Raw genomic sequence first — 25,492 nt, forward strand, 5'->3', positions numbered from 1 at the left:
TTGCGATGTTCACCGTTGATTGCCCCACCCACGGCGGCCGGACCCTCATCTGGCCGTCCGGAATCGATGCCGTCCACAACACCCCCGACGGCATCGAGGTGCGCTTCCACTGCACCTGCGGTCACCGCGGGATGTACGTGACGGGCCGCCAGCTCCTCGACCAGTAACGGGGACGGTCAGGACGCCTGACGCCACCGGTCGAGGTCCTCGGCCACCGCCGATCCCGCACGCGCCCACGCCGGGGGGCGGCCCAGCGGCGCCTCGACGGTCGTCTCCTCCACGGTGGTGCGGGACACCTCGACCTGCTCACCGGTCCAGATGTCGACCCAGCTGCCGATTGGCAGGGTCACCTCCCGCTCGGTGGCCCCCTCCTCCAGCACGGGGGCGACGAACAGGTCCTCGCCCATGAAGAAGACCTCCGGCTGATAGGCCACCTCGGGTTGTTCGGGGACGACCAGCACGGGGTGGCGCACGAGGGGGAGGGCACGGCTGTCGAACGCGCGGTCCAGCCGCTCGCGTTCGTCGGCCAGCGCACCGAACAGCCCGACGAGGGCCGACAGGTGGCCGATCACCCCGTCGTCGGTGATCGAGGCACCCAGGTCGGGACGAGTACCCGGCGCCGTCCGCATCATCGACGTGAAGGCCGACAGCTCCGCTGAACGAACGACCAGCTCCTCGGAGCGGAGCAGGTCGGGCAGGGGCCCCGGCAGCGCCACGGTGGTGGTGGCCCCGATGTCGACATGGGACCGCGTCAGGCCGCTGACACCTCCCGACAGCAGGCCGTCGAGCCCGCTGGCCAACCCGTCGGTGTGGGAGAAGTCCACCAGCTGGTCACCGGCACGCAGGATCCCTGCCTCCCCGGCGGTTCCCGGGCCGACGGCGGTGTGGACGGTCAGGCCGTCCTGCCCCAGCCCCGCCAGCTCCAGCGCACGCCGGGTCGTGGCCGCCCACCGCGTGGGGTAGGCCCGGCGCAGGTCCTCGACCGGCCCTGCAGCGGTGACCGCCTCGAGCGGCGGTCCCTCGCCGTCAAGGGCGACCAGGCCGGTGGCACCGGACCCGAGCGCCTCGTCGGCCAGCACCCGCGCGTACCAGGCCTGCGCATCGGGATCGAAGAGGTCGACCCATCCGACCCGCACCCCGGAGACCTCCACGACGTAGGACTGCTCGTCCTCGTCGCGCACCAACCAGCCCTCCTCGGCAGCCTCCTGCCACAGGTCGCGGCCGCCGTCGTGGGCCGCATCGGGGGAGAGCATCGGGCTCGCCGTGGTCAGCACGCGGATGTCGTCGTCGGCCAGGTCCTCGACCAGCCCGGGCAGGTCGGGGTAGCGCGCCGCGTCCACGGTCCCGGACAGGCCCGGCCCGTCGCCGAAGGGCACGGGGCGCAGTCCTGCCCAGTCGCTGAGCCACACCGCCGCGACGTCGACGTCGGCCTCGGCAAGCAGGTCGAGCCGGTCGCGGACCTCCGACACCCCCTCCGAGACGCCGAGGACGAGTCCCGTTCCGAGCCACTCCGGCACCCGGCGCGGCACCCCCTCGGCGCTGGTGTGGGCCGCCACGTGATCGGCCGGGGTGGCACCGACGGCCATCGAGACCTCGAGCGCCTCGCCCCACACGGTCATGGCCAGCCGATCGTCCTGCCGCAGGTCGGCGACGACCACGTCGGGGCCGTGGACCCACAACGACCGGGGGGCGGAGGTGACCATGTGCGGCAGCGGTGCCCCGGTGGTGTCGGCGGCCCCCGCCGCACCGAGGACCAGGTCGACCAGCAACGACAGCGGTTGGGCGCCGCGGCCGACGCCCTGCGCCCGTGGGATCAACGGGTAGGCACGTCCCCGCAGGTCGAAGTCGGCGAACTGCGCCCCCAACCCGTGCACCTGCTCACCAGGGTCCAGCTCGGAGATCAGCGACAGGCGGTCGACCTCCTCCAGCACGGCGACGTCGATGTCCAACCCGCCGGTCTGCCGTTCGGACGTGGCCACGAAGACCTGGTACTCCAGCCGCTCGTCGCTCTCCTCGTTGCCGAGCAGGCCGGTGATCACCAGGCGGCCGTCGGTGTCGACGTCGGCGCCCTCGACGGTCTGTTCGCCGAAGACCTCCTCGATGTGCTCGGACAGGCGCAGCATCCCGCGTCGTTCCGGGGTGTCGACGGTCCCGGTCGCCGCGACGAGGAACGCCCGTGCCCGCGGCGAGGCCCACACCGCCCTGGGTGACGCCGGATGGCTGATCGTGATCCCATCGGCGGCGATGAGCACGGTGTGCTCGCCCACCCGGTAGGTCCCGCGCGCCCGTTCGCCGACCTCGATGCCCTGTGGCAGCAGCGGCGTGACCGACGACGTCGACGGCGGCCCCACGAGGCGAACAACACCGACCGCGGCGACGATCGTCAGGACCAGCGTCACCGCAGTGACCCGCACCACGCGGGGCAGGTGCAGGCGGTCAGCCACCGAACGGAAGTCGGGTCAGGGACTCGTCAGCGACCGCGGCCTCCCGGCCGCCGCCACACGCCGTGGCGACGACCAGCAGCAGGCCGAGGAGGAGCCGCACGTCAGTGCGCTGGTTCTGGCTCCGGCGCGTCGGCCGCCTCCTGTGCACCGTCCCCCGGGTCGGGGTCGGGCAGGAAGTTCATCGCCAGCACCTGGGAGACGTCCAGCACCTGGACGGCCCCCTCCTCCAGGGTGCCGTCGGAGACACGGTCGTTGGTCCCGTCGTCGAGCATGTTCTTGCAGAAGGGGCAGGCGACGGCCACGACGCCCGAGGCACCGGACGCGGTGCCCGCGGCGACGGCGTGACCGGGGTCTTCCACCGACGACGTGTCGACCGACCCACCGAGGGTGGCGATCGCCTCGTCGATGCGGTTGAGGTTGACGCGTTCGCCGACCTCCTCCATGAAGAACTTGGCGCCACCGGCACCGCAGCAGAATCCCTGGTTGCGGGACCGCTGCATCTCGATGGTCTCCAGGCCCTCGACCGACGACAGCAGCGACCGCGGCTCGTCGTAGATCTCGTTGTGGCGACCCAGGTAGCACGGGTCGTGGAACGTGACCCGCTGGCCCTCGGAGGACCGCTGCGGCGACAGCTTCCCGTCGACGATCAGCTGGGCCAGGATCTCGGAGTGGTGGATGACCTCGAAGTGGGCGCCGAAGTCGGGGTACTCGTTCTTCAGCGTGTTCAGGCAGTGGGGGCAGGCGGTGATGATCCGCGTGCCCTTCTGCTCGGGCGAGCCAAGGTCCGCCCCGGCCTCCTTGAACGTCTCGACGTTCATGTCGGCCATCATCTGGAACAGGTACTCCATGCCAAGGCGGCGGGCCGGGTCACCGGTGCACGCCTCGCCCTCGCCGAGGACGGCGAAGGACACGCCGGCGGCCTGCAGCAGCTGGGCGGTGGACACGGTCGTCTTCTTCGCCCGGTCCTCGAACGCACCGGCGCAGCCGACCCAGAACAGGTAGTCGACGTCGGCGATGGACTCCACGTCCTTGCCGAGCACGGGGATTTCCATGCCCTGGGCCCACTCCAGCCGCTTCATCGCGCCGGCACCCCACGGGTCACCGGAGTTCTCGATGTTGCGGAGCATGGCGCCGGCCTCCTGCGGGAAGCTGGACTCCATCTGGGCCTTGTAGCGGCGCAGGTCGATGATCTGGTCGACGTGCTCGATGTCGACGGGGCACTCCTCGACGCAGGCGCCACAGGTGGTGCACGACCACAGGACGTCGAAGTCGATGACGGCGTCGGACTGACCCGGCTCGTCGCCGACCAGCATCATGCCGAGGACGTCGACGTCGGCGTGCTTCTCGTTCTCGCGGCCACCGTCGAGCAGGTACGGACCGGTCTCCCACAGGTGGTCGCGCAGGTCCATGATGAGCAGCTTTGGTGACAGCGGCTTGGCGGTGTTCCACGCCGGGCACTGCGACTGGCAGCGGCCGCACTCGGTGCACGAGTAGTAATCGAGGAAGCGCTTGAAGCCGAACTGCTCGATCTGGCCGACGCCGAGGACGTCGTCCTCGCCCATGTTCTCGATGTCGATCTTCTCGGCCTCGAGCTTGCCGAGCGCCTTGGGCGTGCGGCTGAACGCGACCTGGGGGGCGATGGCCAGCACGTGCAGGTGCTTGGAGTACAGCGTGAAGACGAGGAAGCCGCCGAACACCGCGATGTGGACCAGCAGGGCGACGAGGCCGACGATCTCGAGGGTTTCGTGGGGCAGGGACTCCAGGCGACCCCCGACGAAGGAGGACACGAACGCGCCGTCGGGGTAGGGGAGCGTGCCCTCGGCGGCACGGACACCACGGAGGATCAGGACGGAGTACAGCAGGCCGAACTCGAAGAACAGCGTGTACCAGCCCTGGGCCAGGTTGGACCCGGCGAAGCGCGACTCACGGCCGTCCCGCGAGGGGGCCTGGGAGAAGCGGATCAACGCGAAGCCGACGACGGCGATCAGGACGAGCAGGCCCACGAAGTCCTGCATGAAGCCGAGCAGCTCGGTCCACCAGTGGCCCGGCCCGAAGAACGGGATGTGGAACTCGGGGTCGAAGACCTCGCCGAGGGCTTCCAGGGTCAGGGTCTGGTGGACGATGAACGCCCAGAAGATGAAGGCGTGGAGCACACCGGGGGTGGTCCACTTGAGGATCTTCTGCTGCGCCAGGATGTGCTGGACCTGGTAGCGGAGGACGTGGCCGAACGTGGGCCGGCCGTCGCCCTCACCGGGGATCCTGCTGGGCATGGGCTGGGCCACGCCGACCAGGTCCACCAGGTACTTGACCCGGCGAGCAGCGACGGCGAACGCCGCTGCGAACAGCGCCAACCCCACGACGAGGCGGATGATGCCGATTGTGTCCATTGGCTCCTGAGCCTTCCTTGCTCGGTCCGAGCGGCCCGCCGTGGCAGACCGTGCCCTCGCATGTGTCCGCCGCATGATAGGGAATGGGCTGGGCCGGCCACGATTCCGTGTGACACCGGCTGGTGGCTCGTGTCTCGCGAGCGACCGTCTCGCCCGATGGAGGAGCAACGACATGGACACCGATGTGCTCGTCGTGGGTGCAGGGCTGTCGGGGCTGGCGGCGGCCGACGCGATGGCTGCGGTGGGACGCGACGTCGTCGTGTGGGAGGCGCGGGATCGGGTGGGCGGTCGGACGCTGACCGAGGACGTCGACGGGGCCGCCGTCGACCTGGGCGCGCAGTGGCTGGGCCCGACGCAGTGGCGGATGCACGAGCTGGTCCAGCGGTTCGGGTTGGCCACGTTCCCGACCCACACGACCGGCCGGTCGGTCCTGGTCGACGGCGACAAGCGGCGGAATTACCGCGGGACGGTGCCGCTGCTCGGCCCGCTGCAGCTCGGCCGGATGGCGCTGGGCCTGGCCACCTTCCGTCGCCTGGCCCGGGCCGCGGATCGTGCCGGTACCCACGATGGGGTGGGTTCGGCCCCGATCGCGCCGATGACGGCCACGGACGGCCGAGCGGATCGTGCCGGTACCCACGATGGGGTGGGTTCGGCCCCGATCGCGCCGGTAGCCACCGCGGACAGCCGCACCCTCGCGAGCGTCCTCGACGGGCCGCTGGGTGACGGCAGCGCGCGGGCGGTCGTCGACGCGGCGATCCGGGTGATCTTCGGGGCCGACCCCGGCGAGCTGTCGGCGGACTGGGTGGCCGCCTACGCCGCCGCGGCCGGTGGGGACCTGCTGGACCTCGCCGCGGTCGACGGCGGGGCGCAGCAGACCCGGCTCGTCGGCGGCACCCAGGCGATCGCGTCGGGGCTGGCCGAGGGGCTCGACGTCCGGCTCGGGCGAGAAGTCGTCGAGATCCAGCACGACGACGACGGCGTCACCGTGCACGCCCGATCCGGCGAGACGATCCGCGCCGCCCACCTCGTCGTCGCGGTCCCGGCGCCCCTTGTCGACACGATCGCCTTCGACCCGCCGCTGCCGTCATCCCGGCTGGCGGTGCAGCGACGCATGCCGATGGGGGCCACGGCCAAGGTCGTGGCCGTGTACGACGAACCGTTCTGGCGGGCCGACGGGCTGACCGGCGAGGCCGTCCTGACCGACGGTCCGGTGCAGGTGATCTTCGACAACACCTCCGCCGACGGGTCCGTGCCGGCGCTGCTGGCCTTCGTCACCGGCTCACCCGCGCACGTAGCCGCCCGTGGCACCGAGGACGCGCTGCACGACGCCGTCGTGGCCGCGATGGTCAGGGCGTTCGGGCCGCGAGCAGGGCGACCCACCCGCCTGGTCTCCAAGCAGTGGGTCCACGAACGGTTCACCGGCGGCTGCCCGGTCGCCAACCTGGCCCCGGGTGCGGCGATGCACGCCCCGGCGTTGACCCATCCGGTCGGGCGGATCCGATGGGCCGGAACCGAAACGGCAACGGAGTGGACCGGCTACATGGAGGGAGCGGTCGCCGCCGGCCGTCGTGCCGCGCAGGACATCGCGGCCGGTCGCTGACCGGTGGTTCCCCGTCCCCCCGTGGCAGAGGGGGAACCCCCGGCCGCCACCGTGACGCCACCCCCCATGGATTGCGCTACGGTGACGGCCGCCGACTGCGTCTTCCCTCGGTCTGGTCCGAGGTGCAGAACGTATCGACGTCCCTATCTTGGGTGGACGCACGTTCTGAGTCGATCGTGCAGACCAGTCACTTCAGAAGGTGGTGCTAGCACCACCACTCGACCCGGGGCGGGGTTCGATTGATCAGGGTTGCCATAGCCGAGGACGACTATCTCGTCCGCAACGGGATCGAGACGGTCCTGAGCCGCAGCACGCGCATCGAGGTGTGCGGCAGCGCTGGTGCGCCCGAGGAGCTGCTGGACCTGGTCGAACACGTCGCCGTCGACGTGGTCGTCCTCGACATCCGCATGCCGCCGACCCACACCACGGAGGGCATCACGCTCGCCCGCACCCTGCGGGAGCACCGGCCGACGCTGGGCATCGTGATGCTCAGCCAGCACCACGACCCGGAGTACGCCCTGGAGCTGCTCGGCGAGGGCAGCGAGGGCAAGGCCTACCTGCTGAAGGAACGCCTCGGTGACGCCGACGAGCTGGTCAAGGCGGTGGAGGAGGTCCACGAGGGCGGTTCCGTCCTGGATCCCAAGATCGTCGACGCGCTGCTGACGGCGAAGTCCCGCCGGTCCCACGGCCGGCTGGCCGGGCTGACTCCCCGCGAGATGGAGGTGCTGGCCCTCATGGCGACGGGCAAGGGCAACTCAGCCATCGCCGACGCACTGGTCATCGGTGAACGCGCGGTCGAGAAGCACTCCAACGCCATCTTCCAGAAGCTGGGCCTGCGCGACGCCGACGACCTCAACCGGCGTGTCGCGGCGGTGCTGTTCTTCCTCCAGCGCTCCCACGACTGACTCGGGCCCCAGCGGCACGACCACGGCGACGGCGGTCCCGACTCCGGGCTCGGACCTGATGCCGGCCAGCCCGCCGAGGGCCGCAGCCCGGTCACGGAGGTTCTGTACGCCCGACCCCCTGGTGCGGACGGCCGGGTCGAAGCCGACGCCGTCATCACAGACCAACAACGTCAGCAGGGCGCCGACCACCTCGACGGTGACCCGCACCTCCTGCGCGTCGGCATGCTTGACACAGTTGGTGATCGCCTCGGCGACCATGAAGTACACGCCCCCTTCCACCGGCTCGGCGAAGCGCGGCAGCGGGTCGGGGGCCAGCGCCAGGTCGATGGGCAGCGGCGAGGTGCCCGCCAGCGAGTACAGCGCCCCGGTCAGCCCGCGGTCGGCCAGGATCGACGGGTAGATCGCCTGGCTGGTCTCGCGGAGCTGCTCGATGACGGCCTCGACGGACCGCCCGACCTCCGCCAGCTCCTCGGGGGTGACATCGCCGTCCAGCAGCCGCACCCGCAGGCGGAGCATGACCAGCTGCTGCTGCACGCCGTCGTGAAGGTCACGGGCCAGCCGCCGCCGCTCGACGTCCCGCACGGTCGCGATGCGCTGCGAGGCACCCTGCAGCTCCTCGGACTGCCGGGAGATGATGCCGACCTGCTCCTGGAGGGTGGCGCGCATGTTCTCCAGCGTGGTCGCCAGCTCGCCAATCTCGTCCCGACCGCCGGTGGGGAACCGCTCACCCGCGTCACCGCGTCTCACGGCCTCGGCCGTCTCCGCCAAACGGGTCAGCGGTTGGGTCAGCCGCCGCAGGTAGGCGTAGCCGACGACCAACGCGACCAGCAGCACGGCGAGGAAGGTGGCCACTCCGGCAGAGGTCAGGCTTCGCTCGAGGTCCTCCAGCAACCGTGGGGTGACGACGGCCACCCAGGTGTCCGCGCCGACAGGCGCGAACCCGACCAGCGAGGTGCCCTCGGGCCGCATGATCTCGATCGCGTCGACCATCCCCTCCTGAGCCGCATCCCCCAGCGCGTCCCGGACCAGCGACCGTTCGGCGATCGTGGACCCCACCACCGCCCCGTCGTGCAGCAGGACGACGTCGCGACCGATGAGGCGCCGCAGGGCGAAGGCCCGGGCATCGTCGACGGCGACGACCATGGTCAGCCACAGCCCGTCGGCAACCCGGACCGACAGGACCTCGAGGACCTGTCCCTCGCGGCCGGTGACGTACCGCGGCACCGCGGCGCTGCCCTGGGTCAGGGCGCCGATCGATCCCTCGGCGGGCGCGGCGCCCGCCTCGGCCAGGACCGCCCCCTCCTCCGAGGCGAACAGCACCCCGTCCACGCCCAGGTTGCGCTGTACCTCGCCGGCCATCCGCTGGAGGTCGACCGGGCCCGTGGTTCGGGACACCCCGTCGACCTGCAGGCTCTGTGCGTTGAAGCGCAACGACGTCATCAGACGACCTCGGTCGTCGGCCAACGAGCGAGCCGCGACATCCAGGTCGTTGGCCAGCAGCTGCTGGCTCTCCGCTCGGACGCGGGTGGACGTGACCTGGCGATCGACCAGCATGGACACCAGCGACGCCGCGGCGAGCGTCAGGCCGAGGGCCAGCAGCACCCTGGTGCGCAGGGAACGGGGGCGGCCGGATGCCGCCATCAGCGCCGTTCCGGCGGGCACGTCACTGCACCTGGGCTTGCTCGGCGAGCTGCTGCGCGATGCCCAGCGCCTCGGCCGCCGACATCCGTCCCGACAGGACGTCGTCGACGGCGTCGGCGAACGCGTCCTGCGCCTCGGGGAAGGCGATCAGCAGCTGGGGAGTGGCAGTGGTCAGCTGGGCGGCGACGGTGTCCAGCACCACGGGGTCCAGCCCCGCCTGCTCCAGCAGCGCCGGCTGCGTCGGCAGCCGTCCTTCGGTGCGGGCCAGATCGAGGGCGGCGTCGTCGTCGGTCAGGGCGAGGATGAAGTCCACGGCCTCCTGGCGGTTGGTTGACCCGACGCCGACCAGCAGGCTCGAGCCGCCCATCGCCGACCCGCCGATCGGGTCACCGGTTGCGCTCGGCATGGTTGCGGTCACGAAGGCGCGGTCGGGATAGACGGTCTGGAGGGTCGTGGTGTCCCACGTGCCGGAGGTCAGCACCGACGTCCGGCCCAGCCCGAACAGACCCACCTGGTCGTCGGCCACGTTGCGGGTCGTCGGTCCGTGGGCCAACCCGTCCGCGATCAGCCCGGCGAGGAAGTCCAGCGCCCGCACGTTCTCCTCCCGCGCGAGGGTGAAGCGGGCCGAGCCGTCGTCGTCGATCTCCACGATCTCCCCGCCGAAGGCCTTGATCCAACCGTAGGTCTGCCATGCGCTGGCCCCGATCGACAACGCCCGTTCCCCATCGGTGGAGGCCGCCTCGGCGAAGGCACGGACCTCCTCGGGGGTACGGGGCACGCCGACCCGCTCCACGACCTCGGCGTCCAGCACCATGAACATGGCGTTGATGTCCAGCGGCACGCCGTACACGGTGTCGCCCCAGGTCACGTCCTGCATTGCGCCCGGGAAGAACTCTTCGGCGTCCAGCCGTTCGGCCCACAGGTCGTCGAGCGGCTCGGCCTGCCCGCGTGCCGCGGCGGCGAAGGCGTGGCTGTGCACGACGTCGATGGGATCGCCGCTGGCCACGGATGCGGCAAGCTCGCCGTCGATCTGGCTGAACGGACGACCGACGAGGCTGACCGTCACGTTGGGGTTGTCCGCCTCGAACCGGCGGACCACGTCCAGGACCGGGCGGGTGTCAGCCCAGTCGTCGGCCATCAGGACCTGCAGCACGATCGGTTCGGGGTCCTCCGTGCCGGCGCAGCCCGTCCCGAGGAGCGCGAACGCAGCCAGCGCAGCGCCCACCCCGACCAGGGGCGGCATCCGGCTCGTGATGCGGCCACGCATGTCGACATTCTCGCATCCACGGTCAACGACCGGGGGGAGTGTCACGCGCGCTGCCGTCGCCAGAGCAGCCAGGCCAGCCCCGAGGCGGCGAGCGCGATGAGCAGCAGCAGGCTGGACGCGGCAGCGACGTCGGGACGGACGGCGTGGCGGACCTGTGGCCACACGACGGTGGGCAGCGTCCGGACACGGCCGCCGGCGAGGAAGAGGCTCATCACCAGCTCGTTGAGGCTGGCCACGAACGCCAGCAGCCCGCCGACGGCGATGGCCGGGCCGAGCAGGGGGACGGTGACCTCCCACCCGGCACGCCACGCCGAGGCGCCGAGCGACCTGGCGGCCTCGCCCAGGCGGGGGTCGAGGCGATCGTGTGCGGCCTTCAGCACCAGGAGTGCCAGCGGCAGGCCCCACATCGTGTGCGCGGCCACGACGGACAGCAGGCTGCCGCGGAGTCCGACGGCCTCGAACGCCACCAGGCTCTGCATGCCGAGGACGACGGTGGGGACGGTGGCCGGGATGACGACCAGCCCGCTGAGCGTCCGCAGCCGCGGGGTGCGAGCCATGGCGACGACGAGCGGCAGTGCGAGCACGACGGAGGCCACGGCGACCAGCACGCCGACCAGCAACGACGTCGTCAGCCCCTGCCGGTAGAGGGTGTCGGTCAGCACGACGCGGTACCACTCGAGCGTCACGCCGGTCGTCGGTGTCGGCACCCCGATGGAGCGCCCCGGGTTGAACGACACCAGCAGGCTGATGACGAACGGGGCCAGCACGAAGGCAACGACGGCAAGGGCGAAGGCGTGGAACGCCGCCCCGGCGGCACGCCGTCGGAGGCCGGCGATCACGACGCCACCATCACGGCGCCACCGTCACGGCGAGGTCCGGCGGAGGAGGAGCTGGGGCAGACCGAGGACGAGGCCGAAGGCGGCGACGCCCAGCACGGCCCAGCCGGCCGCCTCCACCCAGGCCAGGTCGACCAGCGCGCGGTCGTACACCTCCACGGCGACGGTCCAGTACGGCGGGTTGCCCATGACGAGGGGGCCGACGAACGCGCCGACTCCCCAGACGGCCGAGACGATCGTCGCGCCGACGACGGCGGGCCACGCGGGCCGCAGGACCGTTTCGACCCAGGCGCGTACCGGTCCGGCACCCAGCGACCGAGCGGCGTCCATCTGCGCCGGATCGGCTGCATGGAACGCCGCGACGAGCAGCAGTACCGGGTAGGGGAGGATCACCAGCACCTCGGTGAACACCACCGCGAAGAGGTTGCCGAACATCTGCAGCGGCTGGTCGACGATCCCCGTGCCGACCAGCACGTCGTTGATGACCCCCTGCCGTCCGAGGACCAGCAGCACCCCGTAGAGCAGCACCAGCAGGTTGACCAGCTTCGGCAGCGCGATGGCGCCGATCAGCGCGGCGCGCAGGCGGGGGCCGCGGGTGTGCACGTAGGCGGCGAACGGCACCGCGATCGCCATGCACACCACCGTGATGATGGCCGCGGTGCGGACGGTGACGCCGAGCACGCTGCGGAACAACGGGGTTGCCTGGACGGCCCGCAGGCTGTCCAGCGACAGCACCGAGAAGTCCACGAACGAGCCGGTGCCCGGTGGCGGGTCACCGGCCAGGGCCACGCGGACCACGCCGAGGAACGGCCCGACGAAGATCGCCAGGACGAAGGTCGTGGCCGGCAGCGCCAGCCACCCCGGGTGGCGCAGCCAGCCCAGCCGGCTACCCACCGGCCAGCCCGTCCGCCGGCAGCAGGCGAACCGCGTCGGCCAGGACCCGGACCGCGACCCGATCACCCACCGCCAACGACGGCAGCCCGTCCGGCTGGGCGGCCCGGACGACCAACCGCACCGCGTCGACGTCGACCCGGTAGGTCGTCGAGCCGCCGGCGTAGGCCACCGCGACGACCGTTCCGGGGCCGTCCGGCCGGGCCATGACGTCCAGGGCCTCCGGGCGGACGCAGGCCAGCGACCCGTCCGCCGGCACGCCTCCGTGGACCGCCACCGCCCCGGGCAGGCCGGCCACCACGACCCCGCCGTCCACCACCCGAGCGGGCAGCAGGTTCATGTCCCCGAGGAACGTCGCGACGACCGTGCTCACCGGGTTGCGCCACACGTCGGAGGGCGTGCCGACCTGCACCAGCCGGCCCTCGCTGAGCACACCGATCCGGTCGGCGAACGACAACGCCTCCTCCTGGTCGTGGGTGACCAGCACGGTGGTGATGCCGACGGCGTCGGTGATGGCGACCAGCTCGTCACGGAGGTTCTCGCGCAGGCGGCGGTCGAGGTTGGCGAGCGGTTCGTCGAGCAGCAGGAGGGAGGGGCTGGGCGCCAGCGCTCGGGCAAGCGCGACCCGCTGGCGCTGGCCGCCCGACAGCTGGTCCGGGCGACGGTCGGCCTCGCGCGTCAGCCCGACGAGATCCAGCAGCTCGGCCACCCGGGCCCGGCGCGCCGGTCGGTCGACCTTGCGCATGCGGAGGCCGAACTCGATGTTCTGGGTGACCGTGCGGTGGGGGAACAGCGCGTAGTCCTGGAAGACCACGCCGACGTTGCGCCGTTCGGGCGGCAGGCCCGCGACGTCCTGTCCCGCGAGCACCACACGACCCTCGTCGGGCCGTTCGAACCCCGCGACCAGCCGGAGGATCGTCGTCTTGCCCGATCCGGACGGTCCGAGCAGCGCGAACCGTTCGCCGTCCGCCACCGTCAGGTCGACGCCGTCCACCGCCCGCACGTCGCCGTACCGGCGGTGCAGACCGTGGAGCTCCAGCGCGTCGGACATCCTCACGAGCGTAGTTCGCGGCGTTGACCCGTGTGGTTTGGCCGAACCTGCGTCAGCGGTCGGTGCCCCCGACGAGCTGGGTCGTCAGGACGAGGCGACGGCTGATCATCCGCAGCAGCCCGACCGCCACACGGGGGTGGCGGTCCAGCAGCTCGGCCAGCACCGCAGTCGGCAGCAACCATGTCCGCACGTCGGTCCGAGCGGTGCAGCTCGAGGTGGCTGGCCCGTCGGTCAACGCCGACAGCTCGCCGACCGACTCACCGGGCCCGAAGGAGAACAGCGGGACCACCCCTCCCCGCCGCGTCTGGCTGACCTCGACCTGTCCGTCGACGATCAGGTGGATCCCGTCGGATCGCACGCCTGCGTCCACGATGGCCGATCCGGCGGCGTAGCTGCGGGCCTGCAGCTTCTCGGCCACCCGCAGCAGGTCGTCGGTGGCGACCTCGGTGAACAGCGCGGTGGACCGCAGGAACAGCACGCGGTCGATCAGGTCGTCCATGGCTCCGTCTCTCGTCGTCCGGTCCATCCGGGTCGCACACGTGCGCACCCACACATCGGGGTGTTCGGCCAGCAGGGATCGTGCCTGCTCGGCGGTGGGGACTGCGACCCCCGACGGGGTGGGGCTCCAGCCGACACGACCGGCCAGCTCGACCGTCCGTCGTTGGTGGTCACGCAGGGCCGCGGCCAGCTCGGGAACGGCAGCCACTTCGGACACGGCCAGGCACCGTTGGGCATCGTCGATGCTGGCCTGCCACTGCTGGCGCAGCGCGGCCATCGGCCGGTCCGGGAGGTCGCGCGAGGGGGCCGTACGACCCTCCACCACTGCCTCCAGGACCACCAGCTGCGGTGTCTCGCTGCGATCCAGCCAACGCCGCAGGTCCGCCCTGCGGTGGCGCGGCGACTCGGACTGGACCACGTCGACGAAGTCGGCGGCCAGGTCGTCGCGGTCCGCATCCAGCAGCGCCTCGAGGATCCTGCCGGGGTCGTAGCCGGCGAAGGCCAGCTCGCGCAGGGCCAGTCCGCCGACGACGGGGTTGGTGCACGCCATGTCCACCAGGTGGTCCCGCGTGGCGTCGGGCAGGGCCGCCGCGGCGGCCCACTCCTGCTCCTCACCTCGCTCGGCCCAGTCAGTGATGCCGTCAGCGACCTCCCACGGCTTGAGGCTCAGGACGTCGACCAGGTCGGCGTGCACCGAGGCGTACGCGTCGATCATCCCGGCCACCGCAGCTCGCTGCAGATCGGTGCGGGCGTGGATGAGCAGCGTGGCATGGGCCCATGCCCGGTCACGGGCGTCCATCAGCAGGCGCTGTCCGACCGCGGCGGTGATCCGGCTGACCAGCTTGTTGCCCAGCTTCAGCACCGACGCGAACTGGCCGAGCACGGTGTCCTGGATGACGGGGATGGCGTCCCAGGCGATCTGGTTGATGACGAGGAAGTCGAGGTGCCGGACGTCGGGGACCCCCGTCCGCGAGACCGACCGCCAGGTGTCGGCGAGATCGTCCAGGTCGCCGGCGGCGCGACAGGAGCCGAGGGTGACGAACGCCAGGTCGTAGTGGATGTGGGCGTTCATGCCGAGGAACATCGACTGCAGCACGTTGGCATCACCCGACTGTGCGCCCCCGAACGCGCGTGCCCACGCACGGCACTGCGTGGGATCGCCTTGCGCCCACCGGCGTGCCTGCAGCAGGTAGGCGTCGATGAACCGGCACGACATGTCGGCGGCGAAGGCCACGTCGCTGAAACGGCCCTCGTCGAACCCCTTGCGGACCTGCCGGGAGAACGACAGGTAGGTCAGGTGGAACACCCCGCGACGGTCACCCGTGGCGACGAGGCGGTCCTGCTCGGCGGCGAGCGCGTCGATCCGTTCGTCGAAGCCCCGCAGGGTGTGTCCCCCCAGCGGCGGGGCCTCCTGGCAGAAGCCGTTCAGCGCGTCGGCCACCCCCGGCGGGGTGGCCGCGACGGCCCCGAACGGATCGTTCACCTTCGTCCCCCTGTTGCCTGCGCGGATCGTCGGGACCCTACTGCGACGACACGCCTGCGCCTATCGCAGCACCTCGTTGTCCCACACCTCGGCGATGCGATCGGCGTTGGCCGCGTAGACGTCGTAGGGGTAGTACTTCAACGCGTCGAACTGTGCCTCGGTCGAAGGGAACGCCGCGGCCCACAGCTCATCGGTGCCCGCGTAGTCCTCGGCGATGTCCTGCACCGCACAGGCGTACTCGCCGGACTCAGCCAGCGTCTGCTGGAACGCACGGCTACAGATGTGGTCGAGCGCGGCCAGCGACAGGTCGAGGTTGCGGACCCCCTGCGGCACGCCGAAGAACAGCTGCACGTAGGCCTCGGTCCCGGGTGGCACCGTCCCGGTGACGGGTGCGCCGTCGCGGATGGGGGCCAGCAGGCCGTTGCCGTGGATGTTGCCTGCGGCGACCTCGCCGTTGACCAGTGCGTCCACCCCGGCCGACGTCGACGGCCAGTAGAAGCCCACCCTGTCGCCGTTGGCCGCCGCGAAGGACAGCACCCCCTCCAGGTCGCCCTCCAGCAGGTCACGACCCTGGCCGGGGTCCATGCCCTCGACCTCCGCCATCATCTCCGCGAAGGTGTACAGCGACATGTAGGACAGGTTGTAGAGCATGAAGCCCTGCTCGGGCGTTCGTGCCAGGAGCTCGTTCCAGGTCGTGAACGGCTCGGCCAGCTCGGTGTTGGTGGCCAGCGTCATCGCCGAGGAGATGAACGGGATGCCGTACCCCTGGTCGTAGACCGTCGTGTCGAGCAGGCTCGGGTGGAAGTTGGCGGCCGCGTTGGGGACCCGTCCGGTGTCGAACTGCTGGAACAACCCCTGCTCGATGGCGGGCAGCCCCTGCGTCGGGTCGGTCAGGACCACGTCGAAGGGCGGTGCGTCGTCGGGTGCCGCCTCGAGGCGGGCGATGCCCTCGGTCCACGCCGAGTCGATCGTCACGGTCGCCCCCGTGAGCGCCTCGAACTGTGGGACGAAGTTGGCGCGGTACAGGTCCTCGGTCAGCCCCGAGTAGACCAACAGGGTGATCTCCTCTCCGGCGAAGTCCCCACCCCCGGCCGGGGCCGGCGCTTCGGTGGCCGTCGTGCCGATCGTGTCGTCCTCGCCTGCGCAGGCGCCCAGCAGGGGGATGGCACCGGCCGCGCCGGCCAGCAGGCTGCTGTGCCGCAGCACGTCGCGTCGGGAGAGTCTGGATCGCATGGACATTCCTGGGGGGAGGAGGGAGGGGGACTGCTGTTGTTCGACGCGGTGGTGTGGACGGATCGGCCCGTGTCGGGCTCCGTCGGACGGGGCCGCGCACCGCTGTCGCGGGGTTAGCATCCCACACCATGACTGACGTTCAGCGGTGGCGCCGACAGGGGCACGACCGCCTGCTCGCGGGTCGACGGATCTTCACCGTGGACCGTCCGGCACAGGAGGAGGAGGACGGGCCGCCGCTGCTGCTCGTCCACGGCTTCCCGACCTGTGGCGCCGACTGGCGACACGTCCTGCCACTCCTCGGCCGCCGGCGCCGGGTCCTGGTGGTCGACCTCCTCGGCTACGGACTGTCGGAGAAGCCCGACCTGCCCTACTCACTGGACGTGCAGGCCGACGTGCTCGAGGCGTTCGTCGACGACGTCGGCCTGTCCGGCCAGCCGATCGTCCTGATCACCCACGACATGGGCGACTCCGTCGGCGGCGAGCTGCTGGCCCGGATCCTCGACGGTCGCTCGGCGGTCGTCGTGGACCGGCGGGTGCTGACCAACGGATCGATCTTCATCGAGGATGCGGACCTGCGGGTCGGCCAGAAGCTGCTGCTCGCCGTGGGCGACCGTGCGGTTCCGCTGCCCGCGGTGCAGGCGATGTTCCGTCGGGGGTTGCCCGAGGTGTTCGGGCCGCACACCCAGCCGTCGGAGGAGGAGATGGACCTGCAGTGGGCGTTGTTGTCCCACGACGGCGGCCAGCGGCTGTACCCACGGCTGATCCGCTACCTGCCCGAACGTCGGCGGCGACAGGACCGCTGGACCGGTGCGATCACGGCACATCCCAGCCCCCTCACCGTGGTGTGGGGTGCGCTGGACCCGGTTGCGGGGCTCGGCATGGCCGTGCACCTGAAGCAGCAACGGCCCGACCTCGAGCTGGTCGTCCTGGACGACGTCGGGCACTTCCCGATGATCGAGGCGCCCGAGGCGTTCGCCGATGTGGTCCTGGCGGCCCTGACCTGACGGTGGGTCAAGCCTGGTCGTCGACGACGACGAACCGGACCTCGCCCAGCACATCGGCCTGGCCCGTGCGGGTGAACTGCAGCACGTGTTCGCCGACCGGCCACCCACCTTCGAGCGGCACCTGGCGGCTGAACCGGCTGGTGTGGTCGCCGGCGACGAGGTCGACCTGTTCGGTGCCGAACGGGACACCGTCGACGGTCCAGTTCGCGATCAGGGCGTCACCCTCCTCGGCACCGGTGTAGGTGACGACGAAGGAGATCGGGTCGAAGGGGGTGGCCTGGGGGGCAGCGACCTCGGGGTCGGGGTCGGCACCCAGCCCGACGGCAACGCCGGTCTCCACCAGGGCCACACCGTCGGTGGCCGGGGCATCGGGCTCGGTGGCCGGCGCCTCACTGGAGGAGTCCTCGGTGGGCGATGCCTCGGTGGAGGATGCCTCGGTCGTCGGCGCGGGCACGTCGGAGTCGGCGGGCGACGGGGTGGACTCGGGGTCATCGGCGTCGGTGCCGGTGGGTTCCGGCGCAACAACGTCCGGTTCGCTCGGGTCGCTCTCGGGTGTGGTGCCGTCCTCGACGCTCGGCACCTCGAGGGTCGGTTCGTCACCGTCCCCTCCCGGCAGGGCGTCCTCGCCACGGCTGAACAGCAGGAACCCGACCGCAGCGATGAAGGCGATCCCGACGATCACCCAGACGAGGCTGCTCGACGTCCGTGGCGCACCGAGGGGCATCTCGACGTCGCCGACCTGGCTGGACAGGTCCACCTCCTCGGCGTCCGCGTGGTCCATGGGCGTCGAGGGCTCGGTCTCGGCGGCCGGGGGTGACCCGACATCGGCCAGCACGACCGGGATGCTCTCGAAGGGGTCGCCCTCGTCGCTGCGCTCGTCCCGGTGGGGGACCTCGTCGGTGTCAGCGCTGGTTTCGGCCTCGGTCTCGATGGGATCGGGTGCCGGCGAGAGGTCAACCGGTGGGCGCATCCCATCGGCGCCGGCGTCCTCACGTGCCCGGCGGACGACGTCGAGCACCTCGTCGGGCACCACGACACGGGACACGCTGACCAGCTCGTCACGGCCCTGGAGGATCAGGCGGCGCAGCTCACCGAGCGCAGGGTTCTGGCGGGCAGCGGCGACGTCGGCAGGGTTGCCGACCGCCAGGCCACCGAGGCGCTCGGGCTCGACGACGTTGACCTGGTCCTGGGCGCCGAGCGCCTCGAGCCGACCGTGGGCGAGCTCCGTTCGTGCCTCGCGGGAATCGATCATGGCCAGACCCGCTGCGGAGTCCAGCGCCAGGCCCATGCCGTCGTGCAGCAGGGCCAGCTCCGACGCCGGGCACATCGTCGGCTGCTCGATCGCCGCGGCCCTGACGCGACGCAGCAGGATCTCCACCCGCAGCGCGTCGTCGGCCCCGGGCACCTCGGGGCGGGCGACCGCCGCGAGGACGGCGGCTCGCGCCCTGGCCTCGTCCCCGGTCAGCCACCACGCATAGGTGTAGGCGAGCTCCGCCTCGTGGTCCTGGATGATCATGATCGTCCGCAGCGTACCGACTCCGTGGCCAGAACCGCAGCGGCCCCCACGCCAAGCCGCACGTGGTTCACGAACCGATGGTCACCACGACGCCCTGCTGGTCGGCGTCGGGAATCGGCACCGGCGCAGCACCGACCCGTTCCTGCCCGTCGGGACCGCGCAGCACGAAGGACCTGATCTGCCCGACGTCCTGGGCCGCGTTGTCCACTACGCGCAGCGCCCACACCGTCCCGGCGCCGGGCGGGTAGTGATCGGCACAGGCACCGAGATCCACGGTGGCCACCAGGTCGTCGCTGGCGTCCTCGGCGTCCGGTGTGACCACGTCGACCCGGCACAACGCCCCTCCCTCGGCGTCGAGCACCCCGACCTGGACCAGCAGGTCTCCGATGTAGGTGTGGGCGATGTCGATGTCGGCTTCGACGCCACCTGCGGCCACGGGTGGGGTGGCCGTCCCGTCCTCCGCTGCCATGGGCTGGCTGTGGGAGGACAGGTCGGCGCCGACGGTCGCCACGATGCCCTGCGGGTCGGCATCGGGGATCGCCAGCGGCAGGCCGCTCGCGGCGTAACGGGTGCCGTCGTGGATGACGGCGAACTGGAAGAGCGTGCCGACGTCGATGTCGAAGGCGTCGACGACGCGCAGGACCCAGACGGCGTCCGGCCCGGGCGGCAGGTGCGCTGCACAGTCGGTCCCGGTCACGTCGTATCGACCGGTGATGTTGTCGGCGCCGTCCTGCCCGTCGGGGCTCTTCAGCTGCAGGTTGCACAGCAGCTGGCCGCTGGCGTCGACCACGCCGAGGTCCACCTGCAGGTCCCCGCGGAACGCATGGACGATCTTCAGCGCGACCTGGGCGTCGCTGCGGTCGAGGTCCATCAGATCACCCGGGCGCATGACCTGCACGCCGCTGGAGCCCTCGGCGGTCAGCCCGTGGGCGGCGAAGGCATCGAGGATGATCTGGGCGTTGCGGCTGTCGTTGAAGGTTGCGTCGCTGGCCGCGAAGGCGGCCGCGGCGTCGTTGAGGTCCAGCGCGGGGGTGAGGAAGGGGAGGCTGCCCAGCAACGTGCTGTACACCTCGTCGCGGACGGCGTCGCACGGGTTGGCCTGGCGGTCCTGGCAGTCGGCGGGGATCAGGCCGGCGTCGCGGGCGAGCACCCCCTCGAAGACGTCCCACACCGCACCGGTGTAGATCTCGGCGTCGAGGTGGACCTCGGCGACGAGGTCACCCGGGTAGGTCTTGACCGTGTCGATCCGGCGGATGCAGTTGCCCCGTTCGGCCCAGTGGAACAGGCACCCGACGTCGCCGTTGCGGAACTCCAAGGTGGTGAAGACGCTGACGAGGTCCGCGAAGCCCTCGTGGAAGGCGCCACCCTCGTCGCTGACGATGTTGGGCACGGCGGCCTGCAGCAGCGCATGGCCGTACTCGTGGATGATCCCCTGGGCGTCCTCGGCTTCGGTGACGCCGTCGGCGGCGCCGCCCATGTGGATGGTGTCGTCGGTGAACAGGTAGAAGGCGTTGTCCTGGAACTCGTCGTCGATCGGCACGAACTCGACGGGGTCCTGGGCGTGGTAGTCGTAGCCGAGGCCCTGCATGACCTGCTGGGTGTAGTCGATCCAGTAGTAGGTCATGCCCGCCTCGAAGGTCGGGTCCTGCCCTCCGCGGCCACCCTCGCCGAAGACGTTGTCGGGATCGCGGTACGTCGCCGCGACCTCGGGGGCGATGGCGGCGTAGCGGCCGACGAGGTTGCCGTCGCCCGGGTCGTCGAGGTTGGCCAGCGGGACGCCGACGAGGGTCTGGTTGGCCTGACCGGGGCTGATCGTCGTGCCGCCGGTGGCGTAGAAGGGGTCGACGACGAAGATGCAGGCGCTTGGCGGGGCGGGGGCGTTGCAGCCGCCGGCCTGGGCCACCTCGACGGTGCGCTGGGAGTCGGTGTGCCCGGCGTGTGCGTCGGTGGAGAGGCGGTCGACGCTGAGCACGTCGCCGGTGGTGGCGTCGACCACGACCGCCCAGTCGTCGATCGGGGCGGTGGTCGTGACCAGCACCTCCCAGCCGAGGCGAAGCTCCGCGCCGTTCTCCAGCCACGTGGCCATGACGGGAGGGGCTCCCACCGGTGTGCCCGGTACGGCCTTGATCGCGATGTCGACGGCTGCGGCCTCGTCGAGCTCCTGACTGGTGTCGCTGCCCGGGAGGGTGGTGGTCAGCGACTGGCTGGCGCCGAGCACCTCGCCGGTGTCACGGACGTGCACGATGAACTGGGCGCCCCGTACGGCGACGTCGTCGTGCTGCTGGACGAAGGTCAGGTGGACCACGTCGCGGGTGGTGGAGACCTCGGCGAGGAACAGCTCCTCCTGGAGCATGTCGCTGAGGCCCGACTCCTCCACGATCCAGGTGTGCGCGGCCTCGAGGATGTCGTCGTCGACGTCGATGTCGGCGCCGGCGACCTGCTGGACGCCGACGCTGCCGGTCGTCACGTCCGTCGAGCCGTCGGCGCTGGTGTCCTCGCCTTCGGATGCTGCCGGGGACGGCGTGTCGGGCGCGGGGTCGTCGGACCCGGTGCACGCGGCCGCGAGCATGCAGAGGGCGACGAGGGCAGCGGACACGCGAGCCGGGACGATCATGGAGGTGGATTCTCCACGGGATATCCTGACGGCGCTGGTGCGTGGACCGATTGTGTCGACGTTGTCAGCTGACCGACCTGTCGCACGTTCGCCAACGAGGAGTCATCGCCATGCTGGACCCGGCCGTCATGTGGATCATCGGCGTGATCCTGGTGCTGCTGCCGCTCGTGCTGACCCTGTCGCTGAACGGCACGAACCAGTCCGACGTGCGTGGTCGGCGCGTGAGCCGCCGCTGGCGGGGAAAGTCCCTGCTGTAGGCCTCGTCGCTGTAGGCCTCGCCGCGCTGGGTGTCGGTCAGAGGAGCGGCAGGCGCCAGACGGCTTCGGTGACCTGCTGGAAGGGTCGGTCCGGGGTGGGCTCGGACTCGCCCACGTAGACGAAGTCCAGGCCGATCGGGACCGATCGGCTGGCGTCGTTGCCCACGGCGTGGTGGATGGCGACGCCCTCGACCTCGGGCAGGTGGGTGCGTGTCGCCTCGATGAGGGCCGCTGTGGCCCGCCGCGCCAGGCGCTTGCCCGTGGAGGGCGTGCGGACCCAGTAGCCGATCTCGAGCCAGCCGGGTTCCAGCCGGTTGATCAGCCCGACGGTGCCGACGATCCGGTCGTCCTCGAGGATCACGTAGGCGAACCCGCCGCCCGCGGGCCACTGGTCGTCGCAGCCCTGCTGCCACTCCCGGGCTTCGGCGGGGCCGTAGTCGTCGATGGCCCAGGGCATCCACCGCTGCAGCTCGGGCAGGGACTCCTGAACGGCCTCGACGAGCCCGTCGATGTGGTCGGCGTGGGCCCGCTGCAGCACGACGCCGTCCCCGGCGATGCGTTCGGGGGGTCGTGACTCGAGCCAGGTCACAGGGTGCGTCGTCACTGGTTGCCTTCTGGTGGGGTTCGGCGGAGGTGCAGCCGCCAGACGGCCTCCCGGGTCTGCTGGAACGGCCGGTCGGGCCCTGGGTCGACCTCGGCGACACGGGTGAACCCCGTGGCCCGGGCCACGGCGCTGCTGGCGCCGTGGGCAACGTCATGGTGGATCACGAGGCCGTCGACCTCCGGCAGGTGGTCGCGTGCGATGTCGACCAGCATGCCGGTGGTGCGGCGGGCGAAGCCCTCACCGGCGCGCGAGGTCCTGACCCACGTCCCGAGCTCCAGCCAGCCGGGCCCGACGCGGTTGGTGTACCCCGTCGACCCAACCACCGCGGTGCCGTCGAGGATGGTGTAGGCGAAGTCGCGGCCGGCCGCCCAGTCCTCGTCGGCGTGCCGCAGCCACTCGCGTGTGTCGTCGCGGCCGAACCCGTCGAAGGGCCAGGTCAACCACCGCATCAGCTCCGGTAACGACGTCTGGATCGCCGCGGTCAACCCGTCGACGTGCGCCTCGGCAGCGCGGGCGAGGACGATCCCCCCTGATTCGACCACCGCCGGTGGCCGTGACACGAGCCAGGTCGGGTCGACGGTCATGGGTTCAGGAGGACCAGGGCGCCGTTCGGGTCGTTGTCGGGGATCTGGACGGGGACGTGGCCCTGACGGGTGATCCCGTCCGGGCCGCGGAGGGTGAACTGGGTGATCGTGCCCACGTCGATGGCGGCGTTGTCGATGGCCACCAGCGCCCAGATGTTGGACGGGCCGGGCGGGTAGTTCGCCGCGCAGGCGCTGACGTCGAAGGTGCCCGTGAAGTCCGAGGAGGCATCGGAGGGGTCGGACCGCAGGACCTCGACCGCACAGATGGCGTTGCCGGTTGCGTCGAGCACCCCGACCACCACGTCGAGGTCGCCGACGTAGGTGTGGCTGATGGCGATGTCGGCCTCCACGGCCCCTGCCGGCGGGGCCGGGGCCGGCGCGGGTGCGGGAGCCGGCGGAGGTGCGGGAGCCGGCGGCGCGGGGGCGGGCGCCGGCGGGGCGGGTGCCGGCGCGGGCGGTTGGGGGTCGGCCATCGGCACGGCGCCGATGTCGGTGTCGGGGATGGTGACCACGATGCCCCGCCCGTCGGCGTCGGGGATGGCCTGTGGCAGCCCGCTGGCCCGGTACTCAACGCCATCGTGGAAGACGTTGAACTGGAACAGCTCGCCGAGCGCGCCGGCGGCGATGTCGACGACCACGAGCTGGAACACCTGGTTCGGGCCGGGCGGCAGGAACGCCTCGCAGGTCGACCCCGCCAGGTCGTAGCGGCCGGTCACGTTGTCGGCGGTGTCGGCCGTGTCCGGCGTCAGGAACGTCGAGAGGCACAACGGTTCGCCCGAGGCGTCGACGACCTGCAGCTCCACGGCCAGGTCCCCACGGTTCTCGTGGATGATCTTGAGCGCGACCTGGGACGCTGACCGTTCCTCGGCCATCAGCTCCATGGGCCCCGAGGCCATCATCACGCTGGGGTTGCTGGTGGTGTCCAGGCCGTGCTGGCCCATCACCTGGCTGATCAGGTCGGCGTTGCGTCCGCCGTAGAAGATCTCGTCGCTCAGCGCCATCGCGGCTGCCGCGTCGTTGAGCGTCACCTGCGGGGTGAGGAACGGCAGGCTGCCGAGCAGGATGCCCAGCACCTCGTCGCGCACCGCGTCGCACGGGTTGGCCGCCCGGTCCTGGCAGTCCTCGGGCACGAGCCCCGCGTCGCGCTGCAGCATCGCGGTGAAGACGTCCCACACCGCGCCGGTGTAGATCTCGCCGTCCAGGTGGACCTCGGCGAGGAGGTCCTGGGGATAGATCTTGTCGGTGTCGATCCGTCGAATGCAGCCGCCGGGCAGGCCCAGCTCACGGCCGAACCAGGCCGACAGGCAGCCGATGTCGCCGTTGCGGAACTCCAGCGTCGTGAAGATCATCAGGAGGTCGGCGAAGCCCTCGTTGAACGCCCCGCCCTCGGCTCCGAGGATGTTGGGGACGACGGACTCCACGACCGCGTGCCCGTACTCGTGCACGACCACCTGCGCATCCTCGGCAAGGGTGATCGCCCCGTTGCTCGTGGTGCCCATCACGATGAGGTCGAAGATCGGCAGGTAGGCGGCGTTGTCGGTGAACGTGGGGTCGATCGGGATGACATCGACCGGATCGTCGCCGTGGTAGTCGTAGCCCAACGACTGCATCAGCTGCTGGGTGTAGTCGATCCAGTAGTAGACCATCCCGCCCTCGAACGTGGGGTCCTGACCACCCCGACCGCCCTCCCCGAAGACGTTGTCGGGATCGATGTAGTCGGGGCGCACGTCCGGAAAGACCTGCACGTAGCGACCCACCAGGTTGCCGTCCGTCGGATCGGTCAGGTTCGCCAGCGGCACCCCGACCAGGGTCCGGTTGGCCTCCGCAGCGGTGATGGCGGGCGTCCCTGCCGCGAAGATCGGGTCGACGACGAAGATGCAGGCGCTCGGCGGTGCAGGGGCGGCACAACCCCCCGCTTGTGCCACCTCCGCACCGTCGACCGCCGACCCCTCACCGGATGCGTCCGACTGCTGGGTCGAGGACAGCTGGTCGACGCTGAGCACGTCACCGGTCGTGGCGTCGACGACGACGGAGTAGTCGACCCGCTCCTCGGTGCTGATGCGCACCTCCCAGCCGAGCCGCAGCTCGGGGCCGTCCTCCAGCCAGGTCGAGAGCACCTCGGGCTCACCGATGATCGTGCCGGTGATGGCCTTCACGGCGATCTCCCGAGCCTCGTCCTGGGTCAGCTCCTCCGTGGTGCCCTCGCCGGGCAGCGTGGTGGACAGCGACTGGCTGGCCGCCAGCACCTCACCGGTGTCACGGACGTGCACGACCAGCTGGGCGCCACGGACGGCGACGCCGCCGTGCTGCTGCTCGTAGGTCAGGTGGTGCACGTCGCGGGTCATCGAGGCCGACGCCAGCACCAGCTCCTCCTTGAGCATCTCCGTCAGCCCGGACTCCTCGTCGATCCAGGTGGTGACCGCGTCGATGATGGCCGGTTCGACGTCGATCTCGGCGCCCTCGAGGACCGGGATCTCCAGCTCGGCCGACTCCTCGCCCCCGGGCGCAGCCCCCTCGCTGGCCGACGGGTCCGGAACCGGGTCGTCGTCCCCGCCCGTGCACGCGGCCGCGACCAGCGCCAACAGCACCATGCCGACCAGCAGACGGAATCGAGACGAGGACAACGAGCGCATGGAGGCGGATTCTGCACCACCGCTGGCGGGGGCGGGAGGGGCAA

At 71.3% G+C, this 25,492-nt stretch carries 18 protein-coding genes and 1 pseudogene; 5 read left to right on the forward strand and 14 right to left on the reverse strand.

Annotated elements, in window-relative coordinates:
- Positions 1–5: 5 nt before the first annotated feature.
- The gene (locus tag DVS28_RS28755; protein ID WP_164711005.1) at positions 6–167 is read left to right on the forward strand and encodes a hypothetical protein; all 162 of its coding nucleotides are present in this window, start codon (positions 6–8) and stop codon (positions 165–167) included.
- Positions 168–176: 9 nt separating this feature from the next.
- Here the strand turns inward: DVS28_RS28755 and DVS28_RS24705 are convergent, their stop codons facing one another.
- Both DVS28_RS24705 and DVS28_RS24710 read right to left on the reverse strand, forming a co-directional pair.
- On the reverse strand, positions 177–2,444 hold the full coding sequence (locus DVS28_RS24705) for a TIM-barrel domain-containing protein (protein WP_114593831.1): 2,268 nt from the start codon (positions 2,442–2,444) through the stop codon (positions 177–179).
- A gap of 101 nt (positions 2,445–2,545) precedes the next feature.
- On the reverse strand, positions 2,546–4,831 hold the full coding sequence (locus DVS28_RS24710; RefSeq protein WP_114593832.1) for a (Fe-S)-binding protein: 2,286 nt from the start codon (positions 4,829–4,831) through the stop codon (positions 2,546–2,548).
- A gap of 172 nt (positions 4,832–5,003) precedes the next feature.
- On the opposite strand from DVS28_RS24710, the gene DVS28_RS24715 reads away from it, so the two are divergent.
- Both DVS28_RS24715 and DVS28_RS29780 read left to right on the forward strand, forming a co-directional pair.
- Positions 5,004–6,431 (forward strand): flavin monoamine oxidase family protein, encoded by a 1,428-nt coding sequence (locus tag DVS28_RS24715; RefSeq protein WP_164711006.1) that lies wholly within the window; start codon positions 5,004–5,006, stop codon positions 6,429–6,431.
- Between the two features lie 239 nt (positions 6,432–6,670).
- Positions 6,671–7,336: a response regulator transcription factor gene (locus tag DVS28_RS29780; protein WP_114593834.1), complete on the forward strand. Its 666-nt coding sequence runs from the start codon at positions 6,671–6,673 to the stop codon at positions 7,334–7,336.
- A 21-nt stretch (positions 7,337–7,357) separates the two neighbouring features.
- On the opposite strand, the pseudogene DVS28_RS30210 reads toward DVS28_RS29780, so the two are convergent.
- The 7 genes and pseudogenes from DVS28_RS30210 to DVS28_RS24755 all read right to left on the reverse strand — a co-directional run.
- Positions 7,358–8,977, reverse strand: a pseudogene (locus tag DVS28_RS30210) (sensor histidine kinase); the annotation flags it as partial.
- Between the two features lie 22 nt (positions 8,978–8,999).
- On the reverse strand, positions 9,000–10,244 hold the full coding sequence (locus DVS28_RS24730; RefSeq protein ID WP_114593836.1) for an extracellular solute-binding protein: 1,245 nt from the start codon (positions 10,242–10,244) through the stop codon (positions 9,000–9,002).
- Between the two features lie 41 nt (positions 10,245–10,285).
- The gene (locus DVS28_RS24735; protein ID WP_114593837.1) at positions 10,286–11,083 is read right to left on the reverse strand and encodes an ABC transporter permease; all 798 of its coding nucleotides are present in this window, start codon (positions 11,081–11,083) and stop codon (positions 10,286–10,288) included.
- Between the two features lie 24 nt (positions 11,084–11,107).
- Positions 11,108–11,974 carry an ABC transporter permease gene (locus tag DVS28_RS24740; RefSeq protein WP_164711007.1) on the reverse strand — a complete coding sequence of 289 codons (867 nt, stop codon included), beginning with the start codon at positions 11,972–11,974 and terminating at the stop codon, positions 11,108–11,110.
- The gene (locus DVS28_RS24745; protein WP_114593839.1) at positions 11,967–13,022 is read right to left on the reverse strand and encodes an ABC transporter ATP-binding protein; all 1,056 of its coding nucleotides are present in this window, start codon (positions 13,020–13,022) and stop codon (positions 11,967–11,969) included. Before DVS28_RS24745 ends, DVS28_RS24740 begins: the two co-directional genes overlap by 8 nt.
- A 52-nt stretch (positions 13,023–13,074) precedes the next feature.
- Entirely contained in the window at positions 13,075–15,003 is a 1,929-nt protein-coding gene (locus DVS28_RS24750; RefSeq protein WP_114593840.1) for a DUF5995 family protein, read from the reverse strand.
- Positions 15,004–15,063: 60 nt separating this feature from the next.
- The gene (locus DVS28_RS24755; protein ID WP_164711008.1) at positions 15,064–16,236 is read right to left on the reverse strand and encodes an ABC transporter substrate-binding protein; all 1,173 of its coding nucleotides are present in this window, start codon (positions 16,234–16,236) and stop codon (positions 15,064–15,066) included.
- Between the two features lie 128 nt (positions 16,237–16,364).
- Here DVS28_RS24755 and DVS28_RS24760 point away from each other — a divergent pair, with 128 nt between their 5' ends.
- A complete protein-coding gene (locus DVS28_RS24760; RefSeq protein ID WP_114593842.1) occupies positions 16,365–17,240 on the forward strand; it encodes an alpha/beta fold hydrolase in 876 nt (291 codons plus the stop codon).
- 7 nt (positions 17,241–17,247) lie between these two features.
- On the opposite strand, the gene DVS28_RS24765 is transcribed toward DVS28_RS24760, so the two are convergent.
- Together DVS28_RS24765 and DVS28_RS24770 are read right to left on the reverse strand one after the other, a co-directional pair.
- Positions 17,248–18,756: a hypothetical protein gene (locus DVS28_RS24765; RefSeq protein WP_114593843.1), complete on the reverse strand. Its 1,509-nt coding sequence runs from the start codon at positions 18,754–18,756 to the stop codon at positions 17,248–17,250.
- Positions 18,757–18,823: 67 nt separating this feature from the next.
- Entirely contained in the window at positions 18,824–21,370 is a 2,547-nt protein-coding gene (locus DVS28_RS24770; RefSeq protein WP_114593844.1) for a hypothetical protein, read from the reverse strand.
- A gap of 110 nt (positions 21,371–21,480) precedes the next feature.
- Here DVS28_RS24770 and DVS28_RS28760 point away from each other — a divergent pair, with 110 nt between their 5' ends.
- Positions 21,481–21,627, forward strand: a complete 147-nt coding sequence (locus DVS28_RS28760) for a hypothetical protein (protein ID WP_164711009.1) — start codon at positions 21,481–21,483, stop codon at positions 21,625–21,627.
- 37 nt (positions 21,628–21,664) lie between these two features.
- On the opposite strand, the gene DVS28_RS24775 is transcribed toward DVS28_RS28760, so the two are convergent.
- From DVS28_RS24775 to DVS28_RS24785, 3 genes are read right to left on the reverse strand one after another with little or no spacing between them, the layout of a single operon-like run.
- A complete protein-coding gene (locus DVS28_RS24775; RefSeq protein ID WP_164711010.1) occupies positions 21,665–22,231 on the reverse strand; it encodes a GNAT family N-acetyltransferase in 567 nt (188 codons plus the stop codon).
- Positions 22,228–22,815 carry a GNAT family N-acetyltransferase gene (locus tag DVS28_RS24780; RefSeq protein ID WP_114593846.1) on the reverse strand — a complete coding sequence of 196 codons (588 nt, stop codon included), beginning with the start codon at positions 22,813–22,815 and terminating at the stop codon, positions 22,228–22,230. Before DVS28_RS24780 ends, DVS28_RS24775 begins: the two co-directional genes overlap by 4 nt.
- On the reverse strand, positions 22,812–25,448 hold the full coding sequence (locus tag DVS28_RS24785) for a PepSY domain-containing protein (protein WP_114593847.1): 2,637 nt from the start codon (positions 25,446–25,448) through the stop codon (positions 22,812–22,814). Before DVS28_RS24785 ends, DVS28_RS24780 begins: the two co-directional genes overlap by 4 nt.
- Between the last annotated feature and the right edge of the window lie 44 nt (positions 25,449–25,492).

Source organism: Euzebya pacifica, from assembly GCF_003344865.1.
GTDB lineage: Bacteria > Actinomycetota > Nitriliruptoria > Euzebyales > Euzebyaceae > Euzebya > Euzebya pacifica.

Bases quoted from the DNA above. Each gene is read 5' to 3' on its own strand.
- DVS28_RS28755 (WP_164711005.1), top strand. From the start codon at position 6: ATGTTCACCGTTGATTGCCCCACCCACGGCGGCCGGACCCTCATCTGG.
- DVS28_RS24710 (WP_114593832.1), bottom strand. From the start codon at position 4,831: ATGGACACAATCGGCATCATCCGCCTCGTCGTGGGGTTGGCGCTGTTC.
- DVS28_RS24715 (WP_164711006.1), top strand. From the start codon at position 5,004: ATGGACACCGATGTGCTCGTCGTGGGTGCAGGGCTGTCGGGGCTGGCG.
- DVS28_RS24730 (WP_114593836.1), bottom strand. From the start codon at position 10,244: ATGCGTGGCCGCATCACGAGCCGGATGCCGCCCCTGGTCGGGGTGGGC.
- DVS28_RS24745 (WP_114593839.1), bottom strand. From the start codon at position 13,022: ATGTCCGACGCGCTGGAGCTCCACGGTCTGCACCGCCGGTACGGCGAC.
- DVS28_RS24755 (WP_164711008.1), bottom strand. From the start codon at position 16,236: ATGCGATCCAGACTCTCCCGACGCGACGTGCTGCGGCACAGCAGCCTG.
- DVS28_RS24760 (WP_114593842.1), top strand. From the start codon at position 16,365: ATGACTGACGTTCAGCGGTGGCGCCGACAGGGGCACGACCGCCTGCTC.
- DVS28_RS24765 (WP_114593843.1), bottom strand. From the start codon at position 18,756: ATGATCATCCAGGACCACGAGGCGGAGCTCGCCTACACCTATGCGTGG.
- DVS28_RS24770 (WP_114593844.1), bottom strand. From the start codon at position 21,370: ATGATCGTCCCGGCTCGCGTGTCCGCTGCCCTCGTCGCCCTCTGCATG.
- DVS28_RS28760 (WP_164711009.1), top strand. From the start codon at position 21,481: ATGCTGGACCCGGCCGTCATGTGGATCATCGGCGTGATCCTGGTGCTG.
- DVS28_RS24780 (WP_114593846.1), bottom strand. From the start codon at position 22,815: ATGACCGTCGACCCGACCTGGCTCGTGTCACGGCCACCGGCGGTGGTC.
- DVS28_RS24785 (WP_114593847.1), bottom strand. From the start codon at position 25,448: ATGCGCTCGTTGTCCTCGTCTCGATTCCGTCTGCTGGTCGGCATGGTG.